Here is a 21,625-nt window from a genome sequence, read left to right as displayed (position 1 = left end):
GCGGCCAGATAGTGCCGCCAATGGCACTATTTGCCCAGTTATTCAAGCTATAGACGCTTTCTGTGTTGGCTTGGTTGTATTGTTGTCAGAGCTTAATTCCGTTATTGAAATCAAATTTTCCCTTTCTATTTCATCAGTTTGTAAGACTTATAAGAGCTTCGTCAAATTAATATTCAACTAGCTTGATATTATGATTGGCCTTCAAGTGTATAAGGTATTAATAGGTTGATAAATAAGGGAGCTGCGTAATGAAATTTGTCGCACGTTTTGTGCATATACTGCTTTGGCTGAAAGTAGCGGTATCGCCAGCCTTATTAGGGGCGTTTATTGGTGGGATGATTTGTTTTGCACTGAATGAAATGGTTCTCCCCGTCATTACGATCTGTACTGGGTTTGGTGTCGTATTGGGTATTATTTGGGCAGAGAAAACACGCCGAACTGTAGGGTTATCTAAGTTCCATGGTCGGTTAATTGGCCACCCCGAAGTTGATGGTTCAAAAAGCAAATAAAACCGCTGTTTGCTAGTTTGGTTGTTACCTTAAATTAACGCTTGAAATAAAGTATTACAATTGTCGTCTATCGTATAGGTTGCGTTCACATTATTGGTTGATGTTAGACTTTTTTATTCGCTAGTATTGCAGTATTGATTTAGTATTTGCACGTGAAAAGTTTCAGATCTTTAATGAACCCCCAATTAAATTCAGTTTTTTATGGCGTGAATTTCTTCTGCGACCGATGATTTGTCGGCTAGAGTGATTTATACCTCTGATTGGGCGAATATTGGGTTTAATCGTATTTAATTTGGCGAGTGTATTCTTCGCATCGCTCATGCTGGCGATAAAAGCTATAGGGTAAACGGTGAGTAAGCGAATAATAGAAGTAGTTGACTATGATCCTAAGTGGGTCGAGTTGTATGAATTAGAAGCAACGGCGATTAAAGGTGTACTAGGAAATGCGGCTGTCAACGTTCACCACATTGGTAGTACGGCGGTAAAGGGGTTAGCGGCTAAACCCATTATCGATATTCTTGTAGAAGTGACTGATTTGAATTCTGTGGATTTACTTACTTCAGAGTTGGTTTCACTTGGCTATGAAGCGATGGGTGAATTTGGGATAGCTGAGCGCCGATTTTTCCAAAAGGGGGGAAATCATCGTACCCATCATATCCATGTGTTTAAGGTCGGGGATAATAACGGAGAGTTGCACATTACATTTAGAGATTACCTGATTGCTCATCCTGAGATAGCAATCGAATATGGTGAACTAAAGAAGAAGGTTGCACTTGAGTGTGATAATAATCCTGATCGCTATAGTGCGGGAAAAAACTATTTCGTGAAGTATCATTTGCTACAGCTGCTTAAACTCCGTAAATAGCGTTAAGGGTAGCAAACTAAAAAGACGAAGCCACCTTCAGCAAAGGTGGCTTATTACGATGAACTATTTTTTATTTACACTTTTTGCCAAGGGCCTGAAGCTCCACTTGTTTCTGGGTTATCACCTTGTGTCCACCATTTGGCCTCGTAGGTCACGCCATTCACAACCACACGATCGCCGGTATTGTAGACTTTATTTGAATCCCAGGCATTGCCTATAGGGTCTGTCGGACCTGTGCCAGGATCTGTTGGCGGCATAGTATCGACGACTCGTACCTGAGGCCAGTTGGCATGGGACTCATAGAAGTTGGTAATACACTTCTCGTAGTCGCCGGGAACCAGCGCCGAGTAGGCCGTTTGATACCCAACCAGTTCACACTCGAAAGAAACGCCTTCAGGGCGATCCGGGTAGTATTTCCAGTTAGCCTCCCAGTTAGTGTAAAGCACATCAGTCGAGCCGTTCAGGTTCAGGCTGCCATAAGGCGTCTGTTGCCAGCAGGTGTTGCTTTCATCCGCTTCGATAGGAATATTGTAGTGTGCAGATAAGCCTTCCCAGTAACGGATCCGGTTTACAGGCTGTCCTTTGTATCTGTTTTGCTCGCCACATTCGATACCGCCGTTGATGATATTGATTGTGGTACCAAACCCGTAGCCAATTCCGGCTTCTTTCTCCGCTTTGGATGGTACCCAAGTACGGTCGATAACGTGCAGCATTGCAGGTTTAGGGGCCTGAGGAGTAAGGAAGAACCAGATAGCAGAAGAGAGGTTGAGCCAGGTATCAGCAACGAGAGCGGGGTTATTCAGCAGCACCGTGGCATCGCCGTCGTACATGACTTCAGAGAAAGGTCCATAGTTGAAGTGGTAGGATAGCTGCTTGGCACCGCGACCAAAGTATCCCTGTCCTGGTGAGCAAGGCCAGCGCTTATTTTGCCAGTCATTCTGGCCGCAGCCTGTGGTATAGCCCGGTTGGCCTTCCTGCCAGCCCATTTCACGAACGTGAACCAGCGCTTGTTGCCATTCCTCAAGTCCAAGTGGGTTGTCCCAATAGTTGTCCTTCGCTATGTGACCACCCGTTTCCTGTGCGAAGTGGGCGAATGCAGTGATAATTGACTTCTTACAGATCGCGTCAGAATCACGGCCATCGGTATACTCACCACAGAATGCCGGGAACTTACCGATAGCGCGCAGGAAGCGGGTATAGGTGTATTCGGGCGCTGCCATATGAGTCAGGAAGTCCCAGTCTGATTGAGGGAAAACGCGTTCAACGCGTTTGACATTTTCAGGATTGCTGGCAAGGCCGGGTTCAATGGCTTCTACTATCGTATTCGGACGAGTCGCAAGCGCCTTAGCCCAGACTTTATACATAGGATCTGCCGTCTTGGCTTGTTCTGCGGCTACGACGTCAGCTTTCGATACAATATAGCCAGTTGGGTTTTGCGGATCGGGTTGGGGGTTCATGGCATAACTGCTTGCCGCTATACTGCAGCCGATTAAGGTAGACAGAAGCTTTAGCTTTAACATGTGAAACTCCTTGTAAGGGACAGATATTGGATGTGTTATTACTACGATTGACAGCAGTACCTATACCTGAGGAGAGGATGAGTTTGTGACACACAGTAAATCAAGGATTAAAAGCACTTCCTTTTATTCATCATGATCGCCTTTGGTAAAGAGACTGAATATCACTCACAGCTTTCAGTCTTAATTACTGTCTAACCACGCAGCGACTTCACTATAGAACTTAAAATTGAACATTCTCAATATTTTGTTCTTCATTAAAATCATCTTCAAAGGACCAAGTTAAAAGGTTTTTTGTCTAAATGTTATAAGTTTGAAAAGAAAGGGTGGTGTGAAATTTAATCCGCTCTGAAAATTCAGATTAATATTCTGATGGGGTGAAGGTGTGCTTGTTTTTGTATCTGCGAGTGAATTCAAATGAATAATTGGGAAGTTGTATTGTTTTTAAAGATGAATGTTATTTGTGTTGATTTTTTGTTCAAAAGAAAGGGTTGAAAATTATCAGTGATCAGCAGTTTGCGGTGAGGTGAACTTATAACGGGTGATAGCTTGTCTCTAATTAGTGGGGAATGAAAAATATTTAACAATCTGGTGGAATGCTTTATTGTTAAAAGGCATTGCAAGAGTACTTAAGCAATGCCTTTCTGGTATATCGCTTAGTTAACTATTTGCAGCTTAAGCTGGATGTATTTATTTAGCTTGTCTTACTCAGGGAAAGTCGTTAGGTTTTCTGATAATTCACCAGATTTTAGCTGAGATAGTGTGTGCAAAATGATGGACCATGAATGAGAGGGACATAAAACGGCTCGTAGTCTACAAGAAAGTAAAGAAAATGGTAAGTTGGTGTTGCTAACTAGCCATGAATTCCATACTTAATTACCTGCAAATGATAAGGAGTGGATTGTATATGCAGAGTGAGAGAATCAAACTAGTGCCACCGTCGATGGATTTGGCCCAGCCTATGCTGGAGGCCATTAGAGCAAGTCAGCACGAACTTAGCGTATATTTGCCTTGGGTACCTCATGCACTCACAGAGGCTGAATCGATTAAAAACATGCAAGAAGCCATCGATAAGTATGAGCGCTTTGACGGTGAGCTTAGGTTATCCATTCTGCGAAATAGTGATGCGAAGTTTCTTGGTGCGATTGGGCTAATTATTCGCGATAAATCCGTGCCATTTTTTGAAATTGGCTACTGGTTAAATACCAAAGAAACAGGGAAGGGATATATTACCGAAGCAGTTTCCCTGATAGAAGACTATGCATTTAACGAGCTGAAAGCGCAGCGTTTGGAAATTCGGGCTGCAGAAACTAACAGGAATAGCCGGGCGGTTGCCGAAAGATGTAGTTATCATCTTGATGCCACCTTGGTGAATGATCGTCGTCTGCCCTCCGGAGAGCTGTCCAGTACGGTCATTTACAGTAAATTGGCTCGGCAAAAAATCTGATTTGGCAGGTAGATAAAACAAGTTCAGCAATTTGACGAAATAATATCTTGAAGCCTGGCTTATTGCTTGATAGATTCGAGCAATGAACTTAAATCATACGCATCTAATCATTTCAATTTCTTGGTGGCGCTCTATTAAATAGAGCGGCGCTGAATCACATCTATTCATTGCCGTCGGAAGACTGACAATGAATACCCTCACTATGTCTCCGGCGGTCTATTTAGGAGACAATTATGCAAAATCAATTTCAATCTAAATTACAGCCTGATGATCCGGTAGAGAAAATACTGACCGGCGATCGTGCAACAGGACAACTTCACATTGGTCATTATATTGGCTCGCTGCAGCAACGGGTCGAGTTACAGCACAAATATCAACAGACTATATTAGTGGCCGATCTTCAGGGGCTCACAGACAACGGCAATAACCCGCGTAAAGTTTCTTCCAATATATTGAATGTCGTGGCGGATTACCTGGCGGTTGGTATAGATCCGTCGAAAACCACTATCTGTTTGCAATCAGCGATCCCGGCACTGGCGGAACTGACCATGTACTATTCAAACCTGGTATCGGTGGCGAGGTTACAAAGAAATCCGACGGTCAAAAATGAAATTGCCAGCAAATCTTTCGGTAGTTCAATTCCGACAGGTTTTTTAATGTACCCCATAAGCCAGGCGGCTGATATAACAGCATTTAAAGCAACATTAATCCCTGTGGGCGATGATCAGTTACCGATGATTGAGCAAACGAATGAGATAGTCAGAAAGCTCAACAGTATTGCCCAGGAAGAAATACTGGTGGAATGTCGCCCGCTATTAAGCAAGGTGCCACGACTTCCTAGTACAGACGGCAAAAGTAAAATGTCTAAGTCTATGGGAAATTGCATCTTGCTGAGCTCAAGCGAAAAGGAGATAACGAAAGCGGTAAAATCCATGTATACCGACCCTAATCACCTCAGAATTGACGATCCCGGCCAGGTAGAAGGAAATGTTGTTTTCACCTATCTAGATGCTTTTCACCCGGATATAAACTATGTCAATGAGTTAAAGGTTAAATACCAGCAGGGTGGTTTGGGCGACGGGACGACGAAAAAAATATTGGAGGAGTGCCTTCAGGAAATTATAAAGCCGATAAGAGAGCGCCGGGAGATGTTTATTGCTGACAAAGCACAGTTAATTGACATTTTGCGACAAGGCAGCGAGAAATCACAGGACGAATCGAATCAGGTACTAAACCGCGTAAAGAAAGCCTTTGGATTAAACCTGTTCGGATAATGATCTTTAGTAATAAACAGAGATCTTAAGTGCTAGTGCTAACCTCCACCAAATAAGAACTCCTGATGGCTATCTGCCCACTGTGGATACTGGGTCATTGCGATAGAATAGATCGGGTTCTGATAGTGGGTGTTTAGCCACCGGTGCAGGTTTGGGTAGGGGGCGTTGATAAACCACTTGCGGTCGACACGTGAAAATTGGCGAAGAAAGGGAAGGAGGGCGTAGTCGGCCAAAGTCGGACGCGCCCCCATTAAGTAGTCGTTTTTGCCGAGGCTTTGCTCTAGCGGGGAAATGAGGTCTTCACATTGCTGGCGATAAGTCTTCTCGGCGCTATCATGATAGCGAGCAGCCGTTTTGTATTTCTCCAGAGCATCGACAAACTCCATGTCGTTGCGCTTTATTATGGCCAGCATTGACGCTAGGGCATCAGGTCGCTTGCTATTTAACAAGTCGTTTGGGTCATTTTGCTGTAAAGCCCAGAGCATAATATCCAGGCTTTCGTCAATGACACGAGAATCCTCAAAGACTAATACCGGCACGGTGCCTTTGGGTGAAGCCGCCAGTAGTTCTGCTGGTATGTTTTTCATTACAACATCACGCAGCTTGACAGTCTGCCTGGCAAGCAGCAACGCTATTCTTGCGCGCATGGCATAAGGGCACCGCCGTAAAGAGTAGAGTATTGGCTGAGACATGTGTGTCATCCTGAACTTAACCAGCTAAATTTATAGTAGATTGAATTTGATGAAGTTCCTACTGTAAGTACAGACAATGAAGAGTGCCGACATTCTTGAATGGTCGGATGAGTTGAACCATACTGGTTTAATTGAGCGATTTATTTTCAAGGATGAAAACACTGCCCATATGAAATTACATAAACTGGAAGGCTATATTCAGTCGATATATTTAGTTGAGTATCAAGACAAGTTGTTGTTACTTGATGGATGTAGCCGTGCTGATATACACCTGATAAAACATTTTATTGTCGGAAAACTGCATCGGCCACTTAGTGATTTGAAACTGGTTGTTGTTACGCATATGCATCCGGATCATGCTGGAGCAGCCAATACGCTGCGTGATTTAACGGGCTGTAAAATTGCTGCCGCGAATGTTTCGGGTCAGTGGTATGCTGGCATTGACGGGAAGCTAATGCACTTTACCGATATGTTACTGGCAAAGTGGGTAGCGAAGCGAATGAGGAAGCCACGCCGTAATATATGGTATTCGTGTTGGTTAGAACCTGATTACAGGTTGGATGATGGCGAGCCGTTGCCTGGTTTCCCGGAATGGGTGGCGCTTTTTACTCAGGGCCATACCGATCGGGATTTGTCATTGCATCATTTGCCCACGAATTGTATCTATGTCGCCGATCTGATGGTTAAAGTGAAAGGCCGTTTTATTCCCCCGTTTCCTGTCTTCTATCCCAATCGATACCGAAACTCAATAAAGAAGGTTATCGATTTAGCGCCTTCATCCATTATTCTTGCTCATGGTGGCGAAGTTTATCCCACCGAGCAAGAGTTTCATTATTTGCTCGAACGGGCACCGACAGTGCCAATGACGCATTGGCGCTCAGTCAAATCTAAGTTTAAAAAAGCACTGAGAAAAGCAGCGTGAATGGATGCATACAATAGATAAAATTCTATGTTATGCGGCTTTTGTGACAATCGACTCCTTAACCTCAATTTCGTATCCAGATCTCAATTACAAATGAAAGCGCATTAGTGATGTGCTATTTGTTTAATATTGAGATCTGATCATGAAATTATGTTTTACATTGTGTTAGCTTTTGTGGTGCATAATGTTGAAGGAGTATTATATGCAAGATGCAAACGCTAGGTTTCCTCTCACGGCCAGGATATTAATCCTAAGGCAATTCCTCTGGGGAGCCGCTTTCTATGGTACGTATGTCTTATTAACGAAATTCTTTCTGGTTGAGCTAAATTATAGTGAAGCCGACACGATTATGATGCTGGGGGCATTTGGTGCGGTTGGCCCTGTATTCTCAGCTGTCGGCGGTTTTGTCGCCGACCGATATATCGGTGCATTCCGGGCGGTGTATATCGGTTATACCGCTTATACAATCGGCTTCTTTACGCTTGGCCTTGGCGCTTCCCAACTCAATATTCCGATGAGTATCTTCGCCATTGCTTTAATTGGCTATGCCCGAGGGCTGTCAGCAACTTGTCCTACAGTGCTGTTCGGTAACTCTTATTCGGCGACGAATCGAGAGTCGTTCCAGCAGGGTTTAACTATTAATTACTCGATAAACAACCTGGGCTCATTTTTATCGCAATATTTATTCCCGTTCATGGTTGCGTATCTTGCCTATCAGGGCAACTTCTTTATTTCATCATTTCTGATGATGTTAACGCTGGTTTTATTTTTCACTTTCAGAAAACGATTTGTTGATGCCGGTAACGATTTAGATAAAAGTCCCGTTAGCATTAAGGTGTGGGCTGGTTTCATTATCGGCTCGGCGGTCATGCTTCGCTTGGTGTACTTTATCTTCGATAACCTGGAAGTTGGAAAATACTTGCTGTATTCGCTAGGTGTCGTGGTTATTTTGTATTTCATCTATGAGATAACACGCGCTACTGTCGCCTACCGCTATAAAATGTGCTGCGTACTCATCATGATTTTTGTTTTCATGGTGTTCTACTTTTACTATGGCCAAATGCTGACGTCGATGAATATCTACGCCATTAACCTAATGGGTGATCAGCTGTTAGGCTTTATTCCAATTAGACCTGAATCAAATGTCGCCTTTAACCCGCTATGGTGTTTTGTATTGGGCGGACCGGTTATTTTTCTTTATGACTGGCTGGAGAGAAAAGGATTTTCACCAACAATTCCGACCAAATTTGTGGCTGCATTTGGTCTAACTGCAATTGCATTTGCGCTATTGGGTCTATCGACCAGCTTTGTCGGTGAAGACGGAAAAATCTCTGCCGACTGGATTTTATGGGTGAATTTCTTCCAGTCGTTTGCCGAGTTGATTGTGGGCGCGCTGGGTGCCGGTTTCATTTTTGAAATGGTACCGCGCTACTTGTCTGCGTTCTCGATGGGGCTTCGTGCTGTGGCGTTGTCATTGAGTGGCATCGTCGCGGCGGTGATTTCGACCAAGATTGCCTTGCCAAAGGATCAGGTGTTGACGCCTGAAATTATCGAGGGTGTCTACGCTAGCTATTTCTATAACCTGGCTATTCTTGCGGTTGTAATGGCCGTTGTAACCTTGGGCTTGTCTAAAGTGATCGCCAAACTGATCCGTAAAGGTGAAGAATTGGAACAACAGGAAGCAGGGCAGGATATTGCAACTGATCATTAATAACAACGTTTAATCATGTCGAGCGCCGGCCAGTGGGCTGGCGCTTTCTATTGGCATTATCCAGCCTTGCCTGTTGTCAGATTCCCTTTATACCCAAGCTACCTCAAGATGCTCGTTTCAGCGAGAATTACTTGGCCACTAGGCTAGGCACCGATTAGAAGATCTAGTGGTTCTAAATTAATAATCGGAAACAACGCATAGTGGCCAAGTAAACTCGCCCTTTGGGAGTGAGCCAGCGAACCCATTTCTGTGTCAAATGACGTTGAAAGGGACTACCATTCCTACCGTCATTTTCCTTGAACTGAGCTCGCTGGTCTCACTCTGAATCCTGCATCTTGAGGTAGCTTGGGTATAAGTATCCCTTCTTTGCAATATGTGTCATTTATTTCCAAAGCCTTTCATTCGCTATTGACACTTTTCATATCAAGATCTCATAAATGCAAAAAAGTGCATATCCGATATGCCATTAATCTAATAACAAGGTTTCGATCATGAAACGATATCTTGCATTATGCTACTTTTCGCAGCGTATAATATTGAAGGAGAATGGCATGCAAGATGCAAACGCTAGATTTCCGTTTATGGCCAGAATTTTAATCCTACGTCAGTTCTTGTGGGGTGCGGCTTTTTACGGAACTTATGTACTACTAACAAAGTTTTTTCTTGAAGAGTTAAATTACAGCGAAGCAGATACCATCATGATGATGGGTGCTTTTGGTGCTGTGGGACCGGTCTTTTCCGCTGTCGGCGGCTTTGTTGCTGACAGATATATTGGTTCGTTCAGAGCGGTCTACATTGGTTATACGACTTACACCATTGGTTTCTTCCTCCTGGGGCTAGGGGCCAGCGATCTTAATGTTCCTCTGAGTATTTTCTCCATTGCCTTAATAGGTTACGCCCGAGGTCTTTCGGCAACCAGCCCAACCGTCTTGCTCGGGAACTCTTACTCGGAAACTAACCGTGAAGCATTCCAGCAGGGCTTAACGGTTAACTATTCAATCAACAACCTGGGGTCGTTTTCTTCCAAGTATCTGTTCCCGTTTTTGGTTGCCTTCCTTGCCTATCAAGGTAACTTCTACATTGCATCCGGCTTAATGTCGCTGACACTGGTGCTGTTCGTTATCTTCCGTAAGCAATTTGCGGCGGTGGGCAACGATATTGACCGTCGTCCGGTTGATCTTAAAACATGGGTTTGTTTCGTAGTAGGTTCGGCGGCAATGCTAGGCTTGGTGTTCTGGGTGTTCTCAAATCTGGACGCTGGTAAATACCTGCTATACGCCCTGGGGGCGTGTGCGATCATGTATTTCATTTATGAAATTACCCGTGCAACCGCAGCTTACAAATATAAGATGTGTGGCGTTCTGATCACTATCTTTATTCTGATTGTTTTCTATTTCTATTATGGCCAGATGCTCACTTCAATGAACATCTACGCGATAAATCTGATGGGTGATCAGCTACTGGGCTTCATTCCAATCCGTCCTGAATCTAATGCGGCGTTCAACCCGCTATGGTGCTTCATTCTTGGTGCGCCTGTGATTTACATTTATGCTTGGCTGGAGAGAAAAGGATTTTCACCAACAATTCCAACCAAGTTCGCGGCTGCCTTTGTATTTAGTGCCATGGCTTTTGCTTTGTTGGGCCTTTCTACCCACTTTGTCGGTGATGATGGCAAGATCTCAGCAGACTGGATCCTTTGGGTCCACTTCTTCCAGTCATTGGCTGAGTTGATTGTTGGTGCGCTAGGCGTCGGTTTTATCTTTGAGATGGTGCCACGTTACCTGTCGGCGTTTGCTATCGGTCTACGCTCTGTTGCGCTATCCCTCAGCGGCATTTTGGCCGCTGTGATCTCGACAAGGATTGCACTGCCGAAAGATCAGGTGTTGACTCAAGAGATCATTGAAGGCGTGTATACCAGCTACTTCTATAATCTAGCGATTCTCGCTGTAGTGATGGCATTTGTAACCTTGCTGTTGTCTAAAGTGATTGCGAAACTGATCCGTAAGGGTGAGGAGTTGGAGCAACAGACATCAGGCAAGGATGTTGCGACTGATCACTAATACCCGGTAATAAGCTTCAAACGCCAGCCATTAGGCTGGCGTTTGTGTTTTCAGCCCATATTCAGTTACTGCTTCATTGCTACTGCACTGCTAGGGTCCTTGGCCTTTACCGATATGGTGGCTTTGGTTGATGTCATGTCGACGATATCGACTTTCAGTTTTCCCTTGCCCAGTAACTCATCGACCAGTTTTTGCGGGAATGGCCAGTACTTCAGGTTGGCACTAAGGGTGATATCGCCTGTTACTTTTTCCGGAACAAGGAAGGTGTAGTCAACGACCGAGTATCCGTTAGGTAGAATTCGAGTGTCCGACAGTATTCTGTCCACTTCCCAGACATTGAGATCAACCACATTGCCGTTGGCATCGCCTAGAGTGACTTTAAAGTTTTGTGTTCCTGCTTCGGTGTGTCCGTCTACGATGGCCCCAGAACGATAGATTGAAACCTGGTTTTCGGTTTTGACATCGAAATCTACCCACACTTCTCGTCCTTCAGGAAAGCCGGTTGGCAGTTTGTGCCCGGCACCGACATTGGCCACTTTGACCTTGATGGTTGCCAGCTGGCCGGGAGTGAGTGACTCAGGTAGTTCGATAAATTCGATGGTCGCGGCTGAGCGAAGCATTCCGCGAGCAAGCTCGGCGCTGTCGGGATTTCCAAAATACTGATGCAGGGTAGAGTTACCGCCGGTAAATTCATGAGAATAAATGTGTTTGCGTTCTTTGCCCATAATGGCAGAGCGGCCCGGATTGTCTTTAATGCCAGGCCCAGGTGTCATGTGACAGTCCTGACAATGAATACCTTGCTCGTTGTATGCACTTTCTTGCCATTCGTCGTAGGTGCGCTCGATGGGCGTACTGTTGAAAGGGTGGGAGACGTTATGGCAGACCGAACAAAACTCTGATTTAGTGTGAAGATCGGAGAACTCGGTTTTGTGGTAAGGTGATACCGCATCAGTGCGCGGCCCTAACTTCACGTGCTTCTCTTTGTTGGGAGAGAGTATATAGGCGCCGTTATCATTACCGCTGATGCCTACAATGTTATGGCAAACTTCACAGTTGACGCCGGGAAGATGCTCGTCGCTATCAAGCATTTCTGCCGTTGCCTGCATGCTGGTCATTCCTATTGGGCTATGACAGGCAATACAGAAATTATCAACTTGCCCTTCTGTGGCTTTGCTGGCTCGCCTGAATAACGCTTTGTAGATAGGATCCTCCCACGAGTTTGCCATCACAGAACGTTCCCACTGCTGGTAAATCTCATTGTGACAGCCTTTACAGATTTCAGGGTTTTCGAACATATCTGGGGTGAGTTGCTTGCCATTCGTTGTTGCTCGTGATGGATAGAATGGCATTTGTTGTTCAATTTGTTGTTGAGTTTCTGGTTTGTGAGGTTTTAGCCACTTTTGCATATCTGATGTGGCATGGGACTTAAACGAACTAAAAATGAACAGGCAACAGATAATTATAGCGCCCGTCATTAGGTAGGGGGATACCAGCTTGTTTCGCTGTTTTTTTTGATAATAATTAGTAAGCCAACTAATTGTTGTTTGGATATTGCCCATAGGATTACCCGTTAAATGTTTCTATATAATGCCTAATAAAACAGACTTAGTTTAGGTCGGGTAAAAAGGAGAAAATGTCCCGAAACTGCAATAACCTCACTGATGAAATGGTTTATTAATTGAGAGTGACTTGAAGTCCGTTGTAGCGTAGTTGAGCAAAAATTATTTAGAATGAAGCACATAAAAACGCGATATGATTGGGGTATGTGAGTCATTTTTCCCTTATATCAGGAGATGAAAGTGAAGAGAGCTTTTGCAATTGGTATGCACATGTCTGGTTTTATGTTGTCTGCCTTGGCACTGACGGGGTGTGGCGAGGATTTGAAGCTAACGGTTACTCCCGTTAAGAATGTCGAGAGTGTGCAGGTTACCGATCTTAATCAGCTTGATGTGTATTGCCAAACCGGGATCTGTCAGTTCGATGTCACGGCCAACCAGCGGGCTAACATCACCGTCAATATGCACTACAGTGGTTCGCGAGCTTTCGAGAAAATTGAGGGTGTCAGTGTAACTGGTAAGCTGGGCTCATCTGTAGTGATGGTCGATGAGAATACATTTACGTTGGATATTTCCGGAGAGCCCGAGCCATCAAAACTGCTGGTTGTTGATTATTATCGTTAATGCTTATCTGCTTTTTCTGCTTGCTTACGTTTGTGGCGATTGGACGCATTGGCTGCCGGTTTGTCGGGAATCGGTCGTTTTTCCGCGACAAGGTGACGTATGGCCAACACAGGATGCTTCAATAACATTCTCGGCCCTGAATAGCGCATGATTTCCCGTGACAGTTGTCTGTAGTCGGTTTTGTAACAATGGATAGGGCAAAGACGGCATGTTGGCTTTTCTTCGCCATACGGACATCGATCCAGTCGTGTATGGGCATACTGGAGAAAATCCTCACATTTATCACAAATCCCGGCGGTGTTGTGGTGATCTTTACAGTAGATTTTAACCATTGCCTCGATGGTTTTATATTCGGTTTGAAGGCTTCCGAATAGAATAATTGTTTGGTCTGCTTGGGTCATAATGGTTTCTCTACAGCATAAATCTTACTGAGATAAACTAAACATATATTTATAATATACCTACAAGTATACGCCGAAAACATGATCTAAATCGTGATTTATATGACAAGAATGCTGAATGTTGTTATGAACATGAAAAAATTATGGCTTTTATCGCACTAAATCGCCATGCATGGGTTGATTTCATTGGGTTTGAGCAGTAGTATCCGCTCCTCTTTTTTTGTGGTGGTGTATATGAGCAGATTTGAGTGCCTTGAAAGAATTGTCGACGAATACCGAAAGAAAGTTCGTGACGCGGAGTTTAATAAACAGAATGACAGTGAAGTCGCTAAAGTCCTAGTTCTGCTTGTCGGAAACTCTATGTTCAACTTGGCAGATGAATTTGCAGATTGGGTAAACCGTGGTGGCGATCGCAGCTACGGTGGTAAGTTCTTTGTCTCTAAGCAGCTGATGACGTTGCTTGAGCCTGTGACTTTCCGCGGTGTAACTGTACGCCGTGATTCGATCAAGCTGTTCAGAATTTCTTAATTGTCCGGTTTGTATCGTTTGTTCAATGACTCTCATAAAAGAAAAATTGAAGAACATATTTATAATCTCGCCTAGCGCAGTCTAAGCCAGATTAGTAGAAAAGGATGCTTCGGCATCCTTTTTTGCATCTGAACGCTGAGAATCGGTCATTTTCCGTAATACTTATTGATAATAGCTCCATTAGCGGCTGTGATTGATTCTAGAGCGATTTGGTGGTGTTTTGTGCGCATTGTTGTTTGTGATTCGTTTGAGGCGCTCAGAAGGCCACTGAGGCGCATATTTTACGGTTAGTATTTCTGGCTAGCCGGGTATGTACCGAAAGCTGGATCAGAGCAACAAACTATGGTCAGATAGCGGCCATAGAGATAAATACAAACGTAAATAAAGTCAGTTAAGAGATTCTAATAAGATGGATGCAGAATTTTGGCATAGCCGCTGGGCGGAGAATCGTATCGGTTTTCATTTAAGTGATATCAACCCTGTACTAACGAAGTTTTGGCCAACGCTAAACACGACACGCTCGGACACAGTGTTGGTGCCTATGTGCGGCAAATCAGTTGATTTGGCGTGGCTGGCAGAAAAGCATGATAATGTTGTCGGCATTGAGCTCAGTGATATTGCGGTACGAGCGTTTTTCTCCGAGCACTTTTATACACCGATGGTGACATCGATAGGCAATGGTCAGACGCTCTATGAGTTCGATGAAATTACCATTCATTGCGGTGATTTTTTTGCAACCCGCGTTGAGCCTGTCGATGTGGTTTATGACCGTGCGGCATTGATTGCGATGCCTGAGAACATGCGCAAAATGTATACAGAGCACTTGCTTTCGATGGTGAAGGCTGGTGGACGTATTTTGCTGGTAACTCTGGACTATCCGCAGCCAGAAATGGATGGCCCTCCGTTCAGTGTGACCAAAAATGAGGTCGAACAGCTGTTCGCAGGCTGTAAGATCACCCATCTTGATCGGGATGATGCCGATGAATCACACCCGCGTCGTCAGCGTGGACTGTCACGCTTTGCTGAAGAAGTGTGGCTAATCGAACTCTAATCGTTCGGGCTGCTTTCAGTTGAACTAATAAGAAAAAGGAGCCTGTGGCTCCTTTTTTCATGCTTGACGTATTTGTATTTTCGTTAGAAAACGACTTTGATATCCGAAGCTGTTTCAACCGCGTCGCTGATTGCCTGATCTGTAGTGTCTCGGCGAGTCAGGGCAACGCCTAAACGACGGCGACCGTTAATTTCTGGCTTGGCAAACAGGCGAACCTGCGTTTGCGGACGGGCCAGTGCAGTTGCCAGGTTATCAAACCGGATGTTGTCGGAAACACCTTCAGACAACACAACAGCCGATGCTGACGGGCCGTAGTGGGTGATAGCGTGAATTGGCAAGCCAAGGAAAGCGCGAACATGCAGGGCGAACTCAGATTGATCTTGAGAGATCAGGGTGACCATGCCGGTGTCATGCGGGCGAGGGGAGACTTCGCTGAACAGAACCTCATCTCCTTTGACGAATAGCTCAACACCAAATAAACCATAGCCACCTAGTGCGTTCACTACTTTTTCGGCAACTTCCTGAGCGGCCTTAAGAGCGGTAGCTGACATTTGCTGTGGCTGCCAAGACTCGCGGTAGTCGCCGTCTTCCTGACGGTGACCGATAGGATCGCAGAAATGCACGCCATCAATGGCACGAACGGTCAGCAGGGTAATTTCGTAGTCAAATTCGACAAAGCCTTCGACGATGACCCGACCGGCTCCAGCACGTCCGCCTTCCTGTGCATAGTGCCAGGCTGACTCGATGTCTGCCGGTGTTTTGATCACGCTCTGCCCCTTGCCGGAAGAGCTCATGATTGGCTTGACGACACACGGTGTACCGATGCGCTCAACTGATGCGGCGAAATCATCATACTGATCTGAAAACTCATAAGGAGAGGTTGGGATAGCCAGTGTTTCTGCAGCAAGGCGGCGGATGCCTTCGCGGTTCATGGTGAGCTTGGTCGCATTGGCAGTTGGTACAACATTCAGGCCATCGGCCTCAAGCTCAACCAGCGTATCGGTGGCAATTGCTTCGATTTCCGGCACCACATAGTGAGGCTGTTCCTTGGCAATAACTTGTTTGAGCGCTTCGCTATCGAGCATATCGATAACATGGCTGCGATGGGCAACCTGCATCGCCGGGGCATGGGCGTAGCGATCAACAGCGATAACTTCAAGACCTAAACGCTGACATTCAATTGCAACTTCTTTTCCTAGTTCGCCGGATCCTAGCAGTAGAACACGGGTTGCATCTGTGCGAGTCGCTGAACCTAACATCGAATTTCCTTACGATAAGTATTGATACTGAGCGCGATCATACAGGAATTTAATCATCACGCAAACGTTTGCGTTGTTTGTTTTTACTTGGTTTTTGTATTGTGGTTTGAGTCTGTATTTAGACGTTTCTTTGTAAAAGTTTTGTCATGATTGAATTGGGGCTATCGAGTCTTGAGAGGTTTTTAGTTAACGTAAGCCCATTATTCGTTACGGCAGTATGATTACGATGAAAAAAGTTTTACTAGGCTTGGCACTTACTCTTTCCGTTTCTGCACACGCTTCACAAAGCGTCGGGGTGTTTTTTGGTAGCCCGATGAGTGGTATCCAGTACAAGACAAACGATCTTCGATTTTCTCTTGGCCTGGATGATTTTGGTGTAGCGGTAGACAAGACGTTTAACTTAGGTTCACTCGTCAATGATCCTGATCTAAATAGCATGTACACCTTCGTTGGTGCACAGTATGTTGATAACAAGCATGACAAACTGGGTGTGCGTTCAGGAGTAGGGTTCCAGGTGCCGGTAAGCCAGTTTGAACTCTACGGTGAAGTTGGCCCGACACTGTATTTTGTTGAAGATGTTGACCTGGAGCTAGAAGGCGCACTGGGCGTTCGCTATCGCTTCTAAGTGGATTTGATTTGGCTGAAAATTAAAAAGGCTGGAGTATCCAGCCTTTTGTCGTTTTTAATGCTTGTTCCGTGAATGCTGGTACCGTGTGTAAGTTGCATTATGTCACGCCGTCACAAGCGTTGTTCTATTGCTAACCCTGTTAACTCTATTTTATGAGTTTTGCTTCCTGGTAGTACTGCTTAGCACCATCATGAAGTGGCGCAGACAAGCCATCTTTGACCATTTCTTCTTTCTTCAGGTTGGCAAAGGCCGGGTGAAGCTTGCGGAAGGTATCGAAATTGGTAAACACGGATTTGACGACCTGATAGATCAACGCTTTGTCTGTTTGGGCCGATGAAACAAACGTGGCCCCGACACCAAAGGTTTTCACATCATTGGCTGACCCTTTGTACATCCCACCGGGTACTGTTGCTACACGATAAAAGTCATTCTCGGCAATCAGTTTGTCGACCACAGGCCCTGCCACCTCGACAATCACGCTGTCACAGGATGTAGTGGCTTCCTTGATCGCACCGCTAGGGTGGCCAACGGTATAGATCATCGCATCGATTTTGTTGTCACAAAGGGCTTTAGATTGCTCGGATGCCTTCAACTCGGAAACTAGCGCGAAGTCTTTATTCGTCCAGCCAAGGGCTTTCATCAGTACTTCCATTGTTCCTCGTTGGCCGGAGCCCGGATTGCCGATGTTAACGCGTTTGCCCTTTAAGTCTGTGAACTTTTTAATGCCGGAGTCGGCTCTGGCGACAACGGTAAATGGTTCAGGGTGAATAGAGAAAACCGCACGAAGTGATTTGAAAGGGCCGTTGTCGGTAAATTTGCTGGTTCCGTTATAGGCGTGGTATTGCCAGTCTGACTGGGCAATCCCCAGATCAAGCTCACCGGCCCGAATTGTATTGATGTTATAAATTGACCCGCCGGTACTTTCTACCGAACAACGGATGCCGTGAGCGTCACGGTCTTTGTTGACCAGACGGCAAATCGCGCCGCCAGTGGGATAATACACACCTGTAACGCCACCAGTACCAATGGTGATGAATGATTCTGCGCGTACCGTGATTGAGAAGAGCAAAGAAAAAAGGCTAATGAAAAGAGACGCTAAACCAAGTTGCTTCATATCAGGTTCCTCTGAGTAACAAATTTCTCCGTACGATTGAAAAGTATAGAAGAGATACCGTAACTCACTCAGATTCTTCGTAATAATCAGCAGTTGTTCTAATTGGCTAGCAAGAAAAAGAAAATCCCCGACGGAGCGGGGATTTTAGCAGGAATGATTACGCCGCTTCACTGTTGACGACGGCTTTTTTATTCTCCCACTGGGTAATAAAAGCAACGGAAGCGATGATGATAGCCGCACCAAGCCATAGACGGCCCGGCGGTACCCAGCCGAAGACAACCCAGCCAGCCAGTACGTTCAAAGGAAGCTTGGCATGGTCAAACGGCTGAACGAATGAGGCATCGGCAACCGCGTAGGCTTTGGCAATCGACCATTGTGCCAATGCTGTCAGCAATCCGGCTCCGGCAAGCAGTACCCATGTCAGGCCGCTTGCAGGCATAGTGAAGTCCGGTACCGCAAGAAACAGGTTGAATGGCGTGATCAGAATCAGCAGGTAGACAACCATCGTCGTTGGCGAATCATCGACAGACATCTTTTTCACCATCAGTGAATAGCAAGCCCAGAAGAATGCAGCACCAACAGGCAGTAACGCTGCCCAACTGAACGAGTCGGCCCATGGCTCAAGAATGATCATCGCACCAACAAAGCCTGCTAATGTTGCCGCCCAGCGTGCAATACCGACTTTTTCCTTCAGGAATAACCCAGAACCGATAGTGGCAAACAATGGCGAGGTCATAAGCAGCGCAATACCCTGCCAGATAGGCACCGGATAGGCGAGTGCCCACAGCCAGAGCTGAATACCAATGACTGAAAGGAACACACGTAAACAGTGCATCCCAAAGTGTTTGGTTTGCAGTGCCTGCCTTAGACCCAGGCTTCTTAACCAAGGGAAGATAGCGATAAGGGCAATGAAATATTGAATAAGTGCAACAGTGGTTGAGGGCAGGTGAAGCATGACACTCAGGTACTGAGCCAGGCTGTTGACGATAGCAAATGCAAGCCCTGCGGTTAGCATCCAGCTGGCGCCCTGGAGCGGATTGTGGTGATGAGACATGGGTAATATTATCAGTACAGGTAATAAAATCTTACGGCATCATACCCCTGCATAAGAGAGGATGAAACTGATTTAAAAAGAAAAACCGCCATTCGGCGGTTTTTGGATAGTCAGATTATGCTGGGTTACTGTTAAGCCGCTACATAAGTAAGAGGGACATCTGGGTTCAGCGCTTCCAGGGTGTTTTGGGTATCTGCCAGGTGGCTGATAGTGCTGTCTGATTTTTCAACCAGTGCAGCTTCTTCAATGTCTGAAAGCGGGTAGCCAGCCATGTTCATGTTAACCAGTGCAACCTGAAGTGGTGGCAGGCTTGGGTTGAACGCTGCGTTCTCGGCATACTTACCAATGAAGGTTTTACCGTCTTTGGCTTTTAGAGCAACACCACTGAAGTTGTTGGTGTATGGCGCGTGAGAGCCGTTGGCCGCCGCACATGCTTCTTTAATCAGTGCTTCGGTTGCATCGGTTTTCAAGCCGTGGTCAACGTTCGCCAACAGGGCATCGGTAATGTTCAGATCAGCTGGACCGAATGACTCAGGCAAGTATTCCTGAAGCTTTTTCGCTGCGCGTTCAGGTAGCTGGACAACCAGGCTCTGTGCTGTGGTCAGCTCATTCATAAACTGGCGGCAGTGGCCGCAAGGGCTGTAGTTAATGGTGATATCAGAAATTCCTCTTTCACCCTTCACCCAGGCATGGCTGATTGCAGACTGTTCGGCGTGAATGGTTTGCGACAGAGAAGCACCGACGAATTCCATGTTAGCGCCAAAGTAAAGGCGACCAGACTCACCGCGCACAATAGCACCGACGAAGAAGTTGGAAATCGGAGCAACGGAATAGGCAGCAGCAAGAGGAAGCAGAGCAACACGCAGTTCACTGTCCGTCATCTGTGTCTTAGCGAGCAGCTGTTCGAATACTTCTGGGCTCAAAGTTGCATCAAAGTTTGCATCTTCTAAAACAGGCTTAATTGCAGTCGCCAGATCAGAGGGTAAAGTGCCTAAAGCATCCATCACTTTAGTATGCATGAGTGTTACTCCGTATTGTGTATGGAGAAACATTGTAGGCGCAGTGATTAATTTCATGTGTGATCTTTGTCACAGATACCTAATCACCGTTACACGCATTACATAAATGAGAGTGGTGTCACACAGATTTTAATTTTCGCGCCTTTATTTATCAACAAGTTAACTATGTATTCGATTACCTGCATATATTGTGAATACTAATGTCCTAGCTGAATAACTTTAAGATTAGTGGAAAAATAGCCGGTGCAAGGATAGATGTCATTACCCCGCAGATCACAAGCGCCAGTGAACTGAATGCGCCATCCTGATAGTTTTCTTCCGCAGCTTTTGCCGTGCCAAGGGCATGGGATACTGTCCCCATCGTTAGTCCTTTGGCGATAGGGGCTTCAATGCCCACTAACCGAAATAGCGGGTAACCTAATACCGCACCGAACAAACCCGCAATAATCACCATGATGGCCGCAATCGCCGGAACACCGCCAATCTGCTCAGAAACCGCCATTGCGATAGGTGTTGTAACAGATTTAGGCAAAATGCTTGCCGTTAGCTGAGGGTCGGCACCAAGCGACAGAGCAATGCCAGCTCCGGTTAGCATCGACAGCACACTGCCAGCCAGACACGCGGTGAAGATGACTTTCCATTTTTGTCTGATTTGAGACAGCTGTTCATAGAGGGGAAACGCCAGTGCGACGACAGCAGGCTCGAGCAGCGCGTTCAGCCATTTGTTTTGTTCAAAATAGGTCTCATATGGCACGTTCAACCATACCAGCAGAGGAATAATGATAAGCAGGCAGATCAACAGTGGGTTAACGATAGGGTGTTGAATGTACTTTGAAATATACCGGGCAAGATAGAAAACAATTAATGTTGTAGCCAACCAGATCATTATTTTTCCTTGTAGTGAGTCGCCACGCCAATAACCAGAAAAACAATCAGGCTGCTGCCAATGGTGCTGAGTAAAATCGGTAAGGTATTCGCAGTGAGTAAATCAAGGTAGTTCATCAGGCCGACACCAACGGGAACGAAGAGCAGGGCCATATGACGAATGAGCAGATGGCAGCCTTCTTTCGCCCAGCTTGAAGGGATGAGACCCATAGAGAGCACGATGAAAAGAAGCAACATGCCGATGATGCTACCGGGAATGGCCAGCTGGGTAAGGTGCTGTATCGCCTTGCCGATAAACAGACAAATGAGAATGACAGAAAAGGAACGTAGATATGCCATGAGCCTTGATTCCTAACGAAGAGACTCATTTATCATACAAAACAAATGTGATCTAAGCCACAAAAAAATTGAGCGTAAAACTACCAGTTGCTAGGGCGTGTTGATCTTTGCTGTACATTTCGCGTTCAACAATACATCGGTAGCCACATTAACATGAATGCCAGCGATAA

20 protein-coding genes and 1 pseudogene are annotated in these 21,625 nt (G+C 45.6%); 11 read left to right on the top strand and 10 right to left on the bottom strand.

Features of this window, described 5'->3' with window-relative positions; genetic code table 11:
• Positions 1-248 precede the first annotated feature (248 nt).
• Both BIT28_RS23190 and BIT28_RS23185 read left to right on the top strand, forming a co-directional pair.
• Positions 249-509, top strand: coding sequence for a hypothetical protein (locus BIT28_RS23190; RefSeq protein WP_075767324.1), 261 nt, complete (start codon positions 249-251; stop codon positions 507-509).
• 349 nt (positions 510-858) lie between these two features.
• The gene (locus BIT28_RS23185; protein WP_075767323.1) at positions 859-1,374 is read left to right on the top strand and encodes a GrpB family protein; all 516 of its coding nucleotides are present in this window, start codon (positions 859-861) and stop codon (positions 1,372-1,374) included.
• A gap of 77 nt (positions 1,375-1,451) precedes the next feature.
• On the opposite strand, the pseudogene BIT28_RS23180 reads toward BIT28_RS23185, so the two are convergent.
• A pseudogene (locus BIT28_RS23180) lies at positions 1,452-2,894 on the bottom strand (chitinase); the annotation flags it as partial.
• A gap of 904 nt (positions 2,895-3,798) precedes the next feature.
• On the opposite strand from BIT28_RS23180, the gene BIT28_RS23175 reads away from it, so the two are divergent.
• Together BIT28_RS23175 and trpS are read left to right on the top strand one after the other, a co-directional pair.
• A complete protein-coding gene (locus BIT28_RS23175; RefSeq protein WP_075767321.1) occupies positions 3,799-4,338 on the top strand; it encodes a GNAT family N-acetyltransferase in 540 nt (179 codons plus the stop codon).
• A 233-nt stretch (positions 4,339-4,571) separates the two neighbouring features.
• Complete coding sequence (trpS, locus tag BIT28_RS23170; RefSeq protein ID WP_075767320.1) at positions 4,572-5,612, top strand: tryptophan--tRNA ligase; 1,041 nt, start codon at positions 4,572-4,574, stop codon at positions 5,610-5,612.
• 38 nt (positions 5,613-5,650) lie between these two features.
• Here trpS and BIT28_RS23165 read toward each other — a convergent pair whose 3' ends face one another.
• Positions 5,651-6,304, bottom strand: coding sequence for a glutathione S-transferase (locus BIT28_RS23165; RefSeq protein WP_075767319.1), 654 nt, complete (start codon positions 6,302-6,304; stop codon positions 5,651-5,653).
• Positions 6,305-6,473: 169 nt separating this feature from the next.
• On the opposite strand from BIT28_RS23165, the gene BIT28_RS23160 reads away from it, so the two are divergent.
• The 3 genes from BIT28_RS23160 (at position 6,474) to BIT28_RS23150 (ending at position 10,997) form a co-directional block, all read left to right on the top strand.
• Positions 6,474-7,226 carry an MBL fold metallo-hydrolase gene (locus BIT28_RS23160; RefSeq protein ID WP_075767361.1) on the top strand — a complete coding sequence of 251 codons (753 nt, stop codon included), beginning with the start codon at positions 6,474-6,476 and terminating at the stop codon, positions 7,224-7,226.
• A 202-nt stretch (positions 7,227-7,428) separates the two neighbouring features.
• Positions 7,429-8,937, top strand: a complete 1,509-nt coding sequence (locus BIT28_RS23155) for a peptide MFS transporter (RefSeq protein WP_075767318.1) — start codon at positions 7,429-7,431, stop codon at positions 8,935-8,937.
• A gap of 551 nt (positions 8,938-9,488) precedes the next feature.
• Positions 9,489-10,997: a peptide MFS transporter gene (locus BIT28_RS23150; protein WP_075767317.1), complete on the top strand. Its 1,509-nt coding sequence runs from the start codon at positions 9,489-9,491 to the stop codon at positions 10,995-10,997.
• Between the two features lie 65 nt (positions 10,998-11,062).
• Here the strand turns inward: BIT28_RS23150 and BIT28_RS23145 are convergent, their stop codons facing one another.
• A complete protein-coding gene (locus tag BIT28_RS23145; protein WP_245823850.1) occupies positions 11,063-12,346 on the bottom strand; it encodes a multiheme c-type cytochrome in 1,284 nt (427 codons plus the stop codon).
• Between the two features lie 450 nt (positions 12,347-12,796).
• Here BIT28_RS23145 and BIT28_RS23140 point away from each other — a divergent pair, with 450 nt between their 5' ends.
• On the top strand, positions 12,797-13,177 hold the full coding sequence (locus BIT28_RS23140) for a spore gernimation protein (protein ID WP_245823848.1): 381 nt from the start codon (positions 12,797-12,799) through the stop codon (positions 13,175-13,177).
• On the opposite strand, the gene BIT28_RS23135 is transcribed toward BIT28_RS23140, so the two are convergent.
• On the bottom strand, positions 13,174-13,578 hold the full coding sequence (locus BIT28_RS23135) for a nitrous oxide-stimulated promoter family protein (protein ID WP_075767316.1): 405 nt from the start codon (positions 13,576-13,578) through the stop codon (positions 13,174-13,176). The genes BIT28_RS23140 and BIT28_RS23135 overlap by 4 nt on opposite strands.
• A 234-nt stretch (positions 13,579-13,812) precedes the next feature.
• Here BIT28_RS23135 and BIT28_RS23130 point away from each other — a divergent pair, with 234 nt between their 5' ends.
• The gene (locus BIT28_RS23130; RefSeq protein ID WP_036826689.1) at positions 13,813-14,106 is read left to right on the top strand and encodes a hypothetical protein; all 294 of its coding nucleotides are present in this window, start codon (positions 13,813-13,815) and stop codon (positions 14,104-14,106) included.
• Between the two features lie 409 nt (positions 14,107-14,515).
• Positions 14,516-15,157, top strand: a complete 642-nt coding sequence (locus tag BIT28_RS23125; RefSeq protein ID WP_075767315.1) for a thiopurine S-methyltransferase — start codon at positions 14,516-14,518, stop codon at positions 15,155-15,157.
• An 83-nt stretch (positions 15,158-15,240) separates the two neighbouring features.
• On the opposite strand, the gene purT is transcribed toward BIT28_RS23125, so the two are convergent.
• The gene (purT, locus tag BIT28_RS23120; RefSeq protein ID WP_075767314.1) at positions 15,241-16,416 is read right to left on the bottom strand and encodes a formate-dependent phosphoribosylglycinamide formyltransferase; all 1,176 of its coding nucleotides are present in this window, start codon (positions 16,414-16,416) and stop codon (positions 15,241-15,243) included.
• A gap of 226 nt (positions 16,417-16,642) precedes the next feature.
• Here purT and BIT28_RS23115 point away from each other — a divergent pair, with 226 nt between their 5' ends.
• Entirely contained in the window at positions 16,643-17,041 is a 399-nt protein-coding gene (locus BIT28_RS23115; protein WP_075767358.1) for a hypothetical protein, read from the top strand.
• Positions 17,042-17,189: 148 nt separating this feature from the next.
• Here the strand turns inward: BIT28_RS23115 and BIT28_RS23110 are convergent, their stop codons facing one another.
• The 5 genes from BIT28_RS23110 to BIT28_RS23090 form a co-directional block, all read right to left on the bottom strand.
• Positions 17,190-18,158 carry a TAXI family TRAP transporter solute-binding subunit gene (locus BIT28_RS23110; RefSeq protein ID WP_075767313.1) on the bottom strand — a complete coding sequence of 323 codons (969 nt, stop codon included), beginning with the start codon at positions 18,156-18,158 and terminating at the stop codon, positions 17,190-17,192.
• Positions 18,159-18,315: 157 nt separating this feature from the next.
• A complete protein-coding gene (locus BIT28_RS23105) occupies positions 18,316-19,212 on the bottom strand; it encodes a DMT family transporter (RefSeq protein WP_075767312.1) in 897 nt (298 codons plus the stop codon).
• 131 nt (positions 19,213-19,343) lie between these two features.
• Positions 19,344-20,231 carry a cytidine deaminase gene (gene cdd / locus BIT28_RS23100; RefSeq protein ID WP_075767311.1) on the bottom strand — a complete coding sequence of 296 codons (888 nt, stop codon included), beginning with the start codon at positions 20,229-20,231 and terminating at the stop codon, positions 19,344-19,346.
• Positions 20,232-20,436: 205 nt separating this feature from the next.
• Positions 20,437-21,114, bottom strand: a complete 678-nt coding sequence (locus tag BIT28_RS23095; protein ID WP_175577595.1) for a CidB/LrgB family autolysis modulator — start codon at positions 21,112-21,114, stop codon at positions 20,437-20,439.
• Between the two features lie 2 nt (positions 21,115-21,116).
• Positions 21,117-21,455: a CidA/LrgA family protein gene (locus BIT28_RS23090; protein WP_075767309.1), complete on the bottom strand. Its 339-nt coding sequence runs from the start codon at positions 21,453-21,455 to the stop codon at positions 21,117-21,119.
• Positions 21,456-21,625 lie beyond the last annotated feature (170 nt).

The organism is Photobacterium proteolyticum, assembly GCF_001939735.1.
Lineage (GTDB): Bacteria > Pseudomonadota > Gammaproteobacteria > Enterobacterales > Vibrionaceae > Photobacterium > Photobacterium proteolyticum.
Note: the sequence above shows the minus strand (reverse complement) of the source record. Positions and strands in the feature narration are given on the sequence as shown.

Excerpts from the sequence above, each read along its gene's own strand:
- BIT28_RS23190 (WP_075767324.1), top strand. The coding sequence starts at position 249 with ATGAAATTTGTCGCACGTTTTGTGCATATACTGCTTTGGCTGAAAGTA.
- BIT28_RS23175 (WP_075767321.1), top strand. The coding sequence starts at position 3,799 with ATGCAGAGTGAGAGAATCAAACTAGTGCCACCGTCGATGGATTTGGCC.
- trpS (WP_075767320.1), top strand. The coding sequence starts at position 4,572 with ATGCAAAATCAATTTCAATCTAAATTACAGCCTGATGATCCGGTAGAG.
- BIT28_RS23165 (WP_075767319.1), bottom strand. The coding sequence starts at position 6,304 with ATGTCTCAGCCAATACTCTACTCTTTACGGCGGTGCCCTTATGCCATG.
- BIT28_RS23160 (WP_075767361.1), top strand. The coding sequence starts at position 6,474 with ATGAAATTACATAAACTGGAAGGCTATATTCAGTCGATATATTTAGTT.
- BIT28_RS23155 (WP_075767318.1), top strand. The coding sequence starts at position 7,429 with ATGCAAGATGCAAACGCTAGGTTTCCTCTCACGGCCAGGATATTAATC.
- BIT28_RS23150 (WP_075767317.1), top strand. The coding sequence starts at position 9,489 with ATGCAAGATGCAAACGCTAGATTTCCGTTTATGGCCAGAATTTTAATC.
- BIT28_RS23145 (WP_245823850.1), bottom strand. The coding sequence starts at position 12,346 with ATGCCATTCTATCCATCACGAGCAACAACGAATGGCAAGCAACTCACC.
- BIT28_RS23135 (WP_075767316.1), bottom strand. The coding sequence starts at position 13,578 with ATGACCCAAGCAGACCAAACAATTATTCTATTCGGAAGCCTTCAAACC.
- BIT28_RS23130 (WP_036826689.1), top strand. The coding sequence starts at position 13,813 with ATGAGCAGATTTGAGTGCCTTGAAAGAATTGTCGACGAATACCGAAAG.
- BIT28_RS23125 (WP_075767315.1), top strand. The coding sequence starts at position 14,516 with ATGGATGCAGAATTTTGGCATAGCCGCTGGGCGGAGAATCGTATCGGT.
- purT (WP_075767314.1), bottom strand. The coding sequence starts at position 16,416 with ATGTTAGGTTCAGCGACTCGCACAGATGCAACCCGTGTTCTACTGCTA.
- BIT28_RS23115 (WP_075767358.1), top strand. The coding sequence starts at position 16,643 with ATGAAAAAAGTTTTACTAGGCTTGGCACTTACTCTTTCCGTTTCTGCA.
- BIT28_RS23110 (WP_075767313.1), bottom strand. The coding sequence starts at position 18,158 with ATGAAGCAACTTGGTTTAGCGTCTCTTTTCATTAGCCTTTTTTCTTTG.
- BIT28_RS23105 (WP_075767312.1), bottom strand. The coding sequence starts at position 19,212 with ATGTCTCATCACCACAATCCGCTCCAGGGCGCCAGCTGGATGCTAACC.
- cdd (WP_075767311.1), bottom strand. The coding sequence starts at position 20,231 with ATGCATACTAAAGTGATGGATGCTTTAGGCACTTTACCCTCTGATCTG.
- BIT28_RS23090 (WP_075767309.1), bottom strand. The coding sequence starts at position 21,455 with ATGGCATATCTACGTTCCTTTTCTGTCATTCTCATTTGTCTGTTTATC.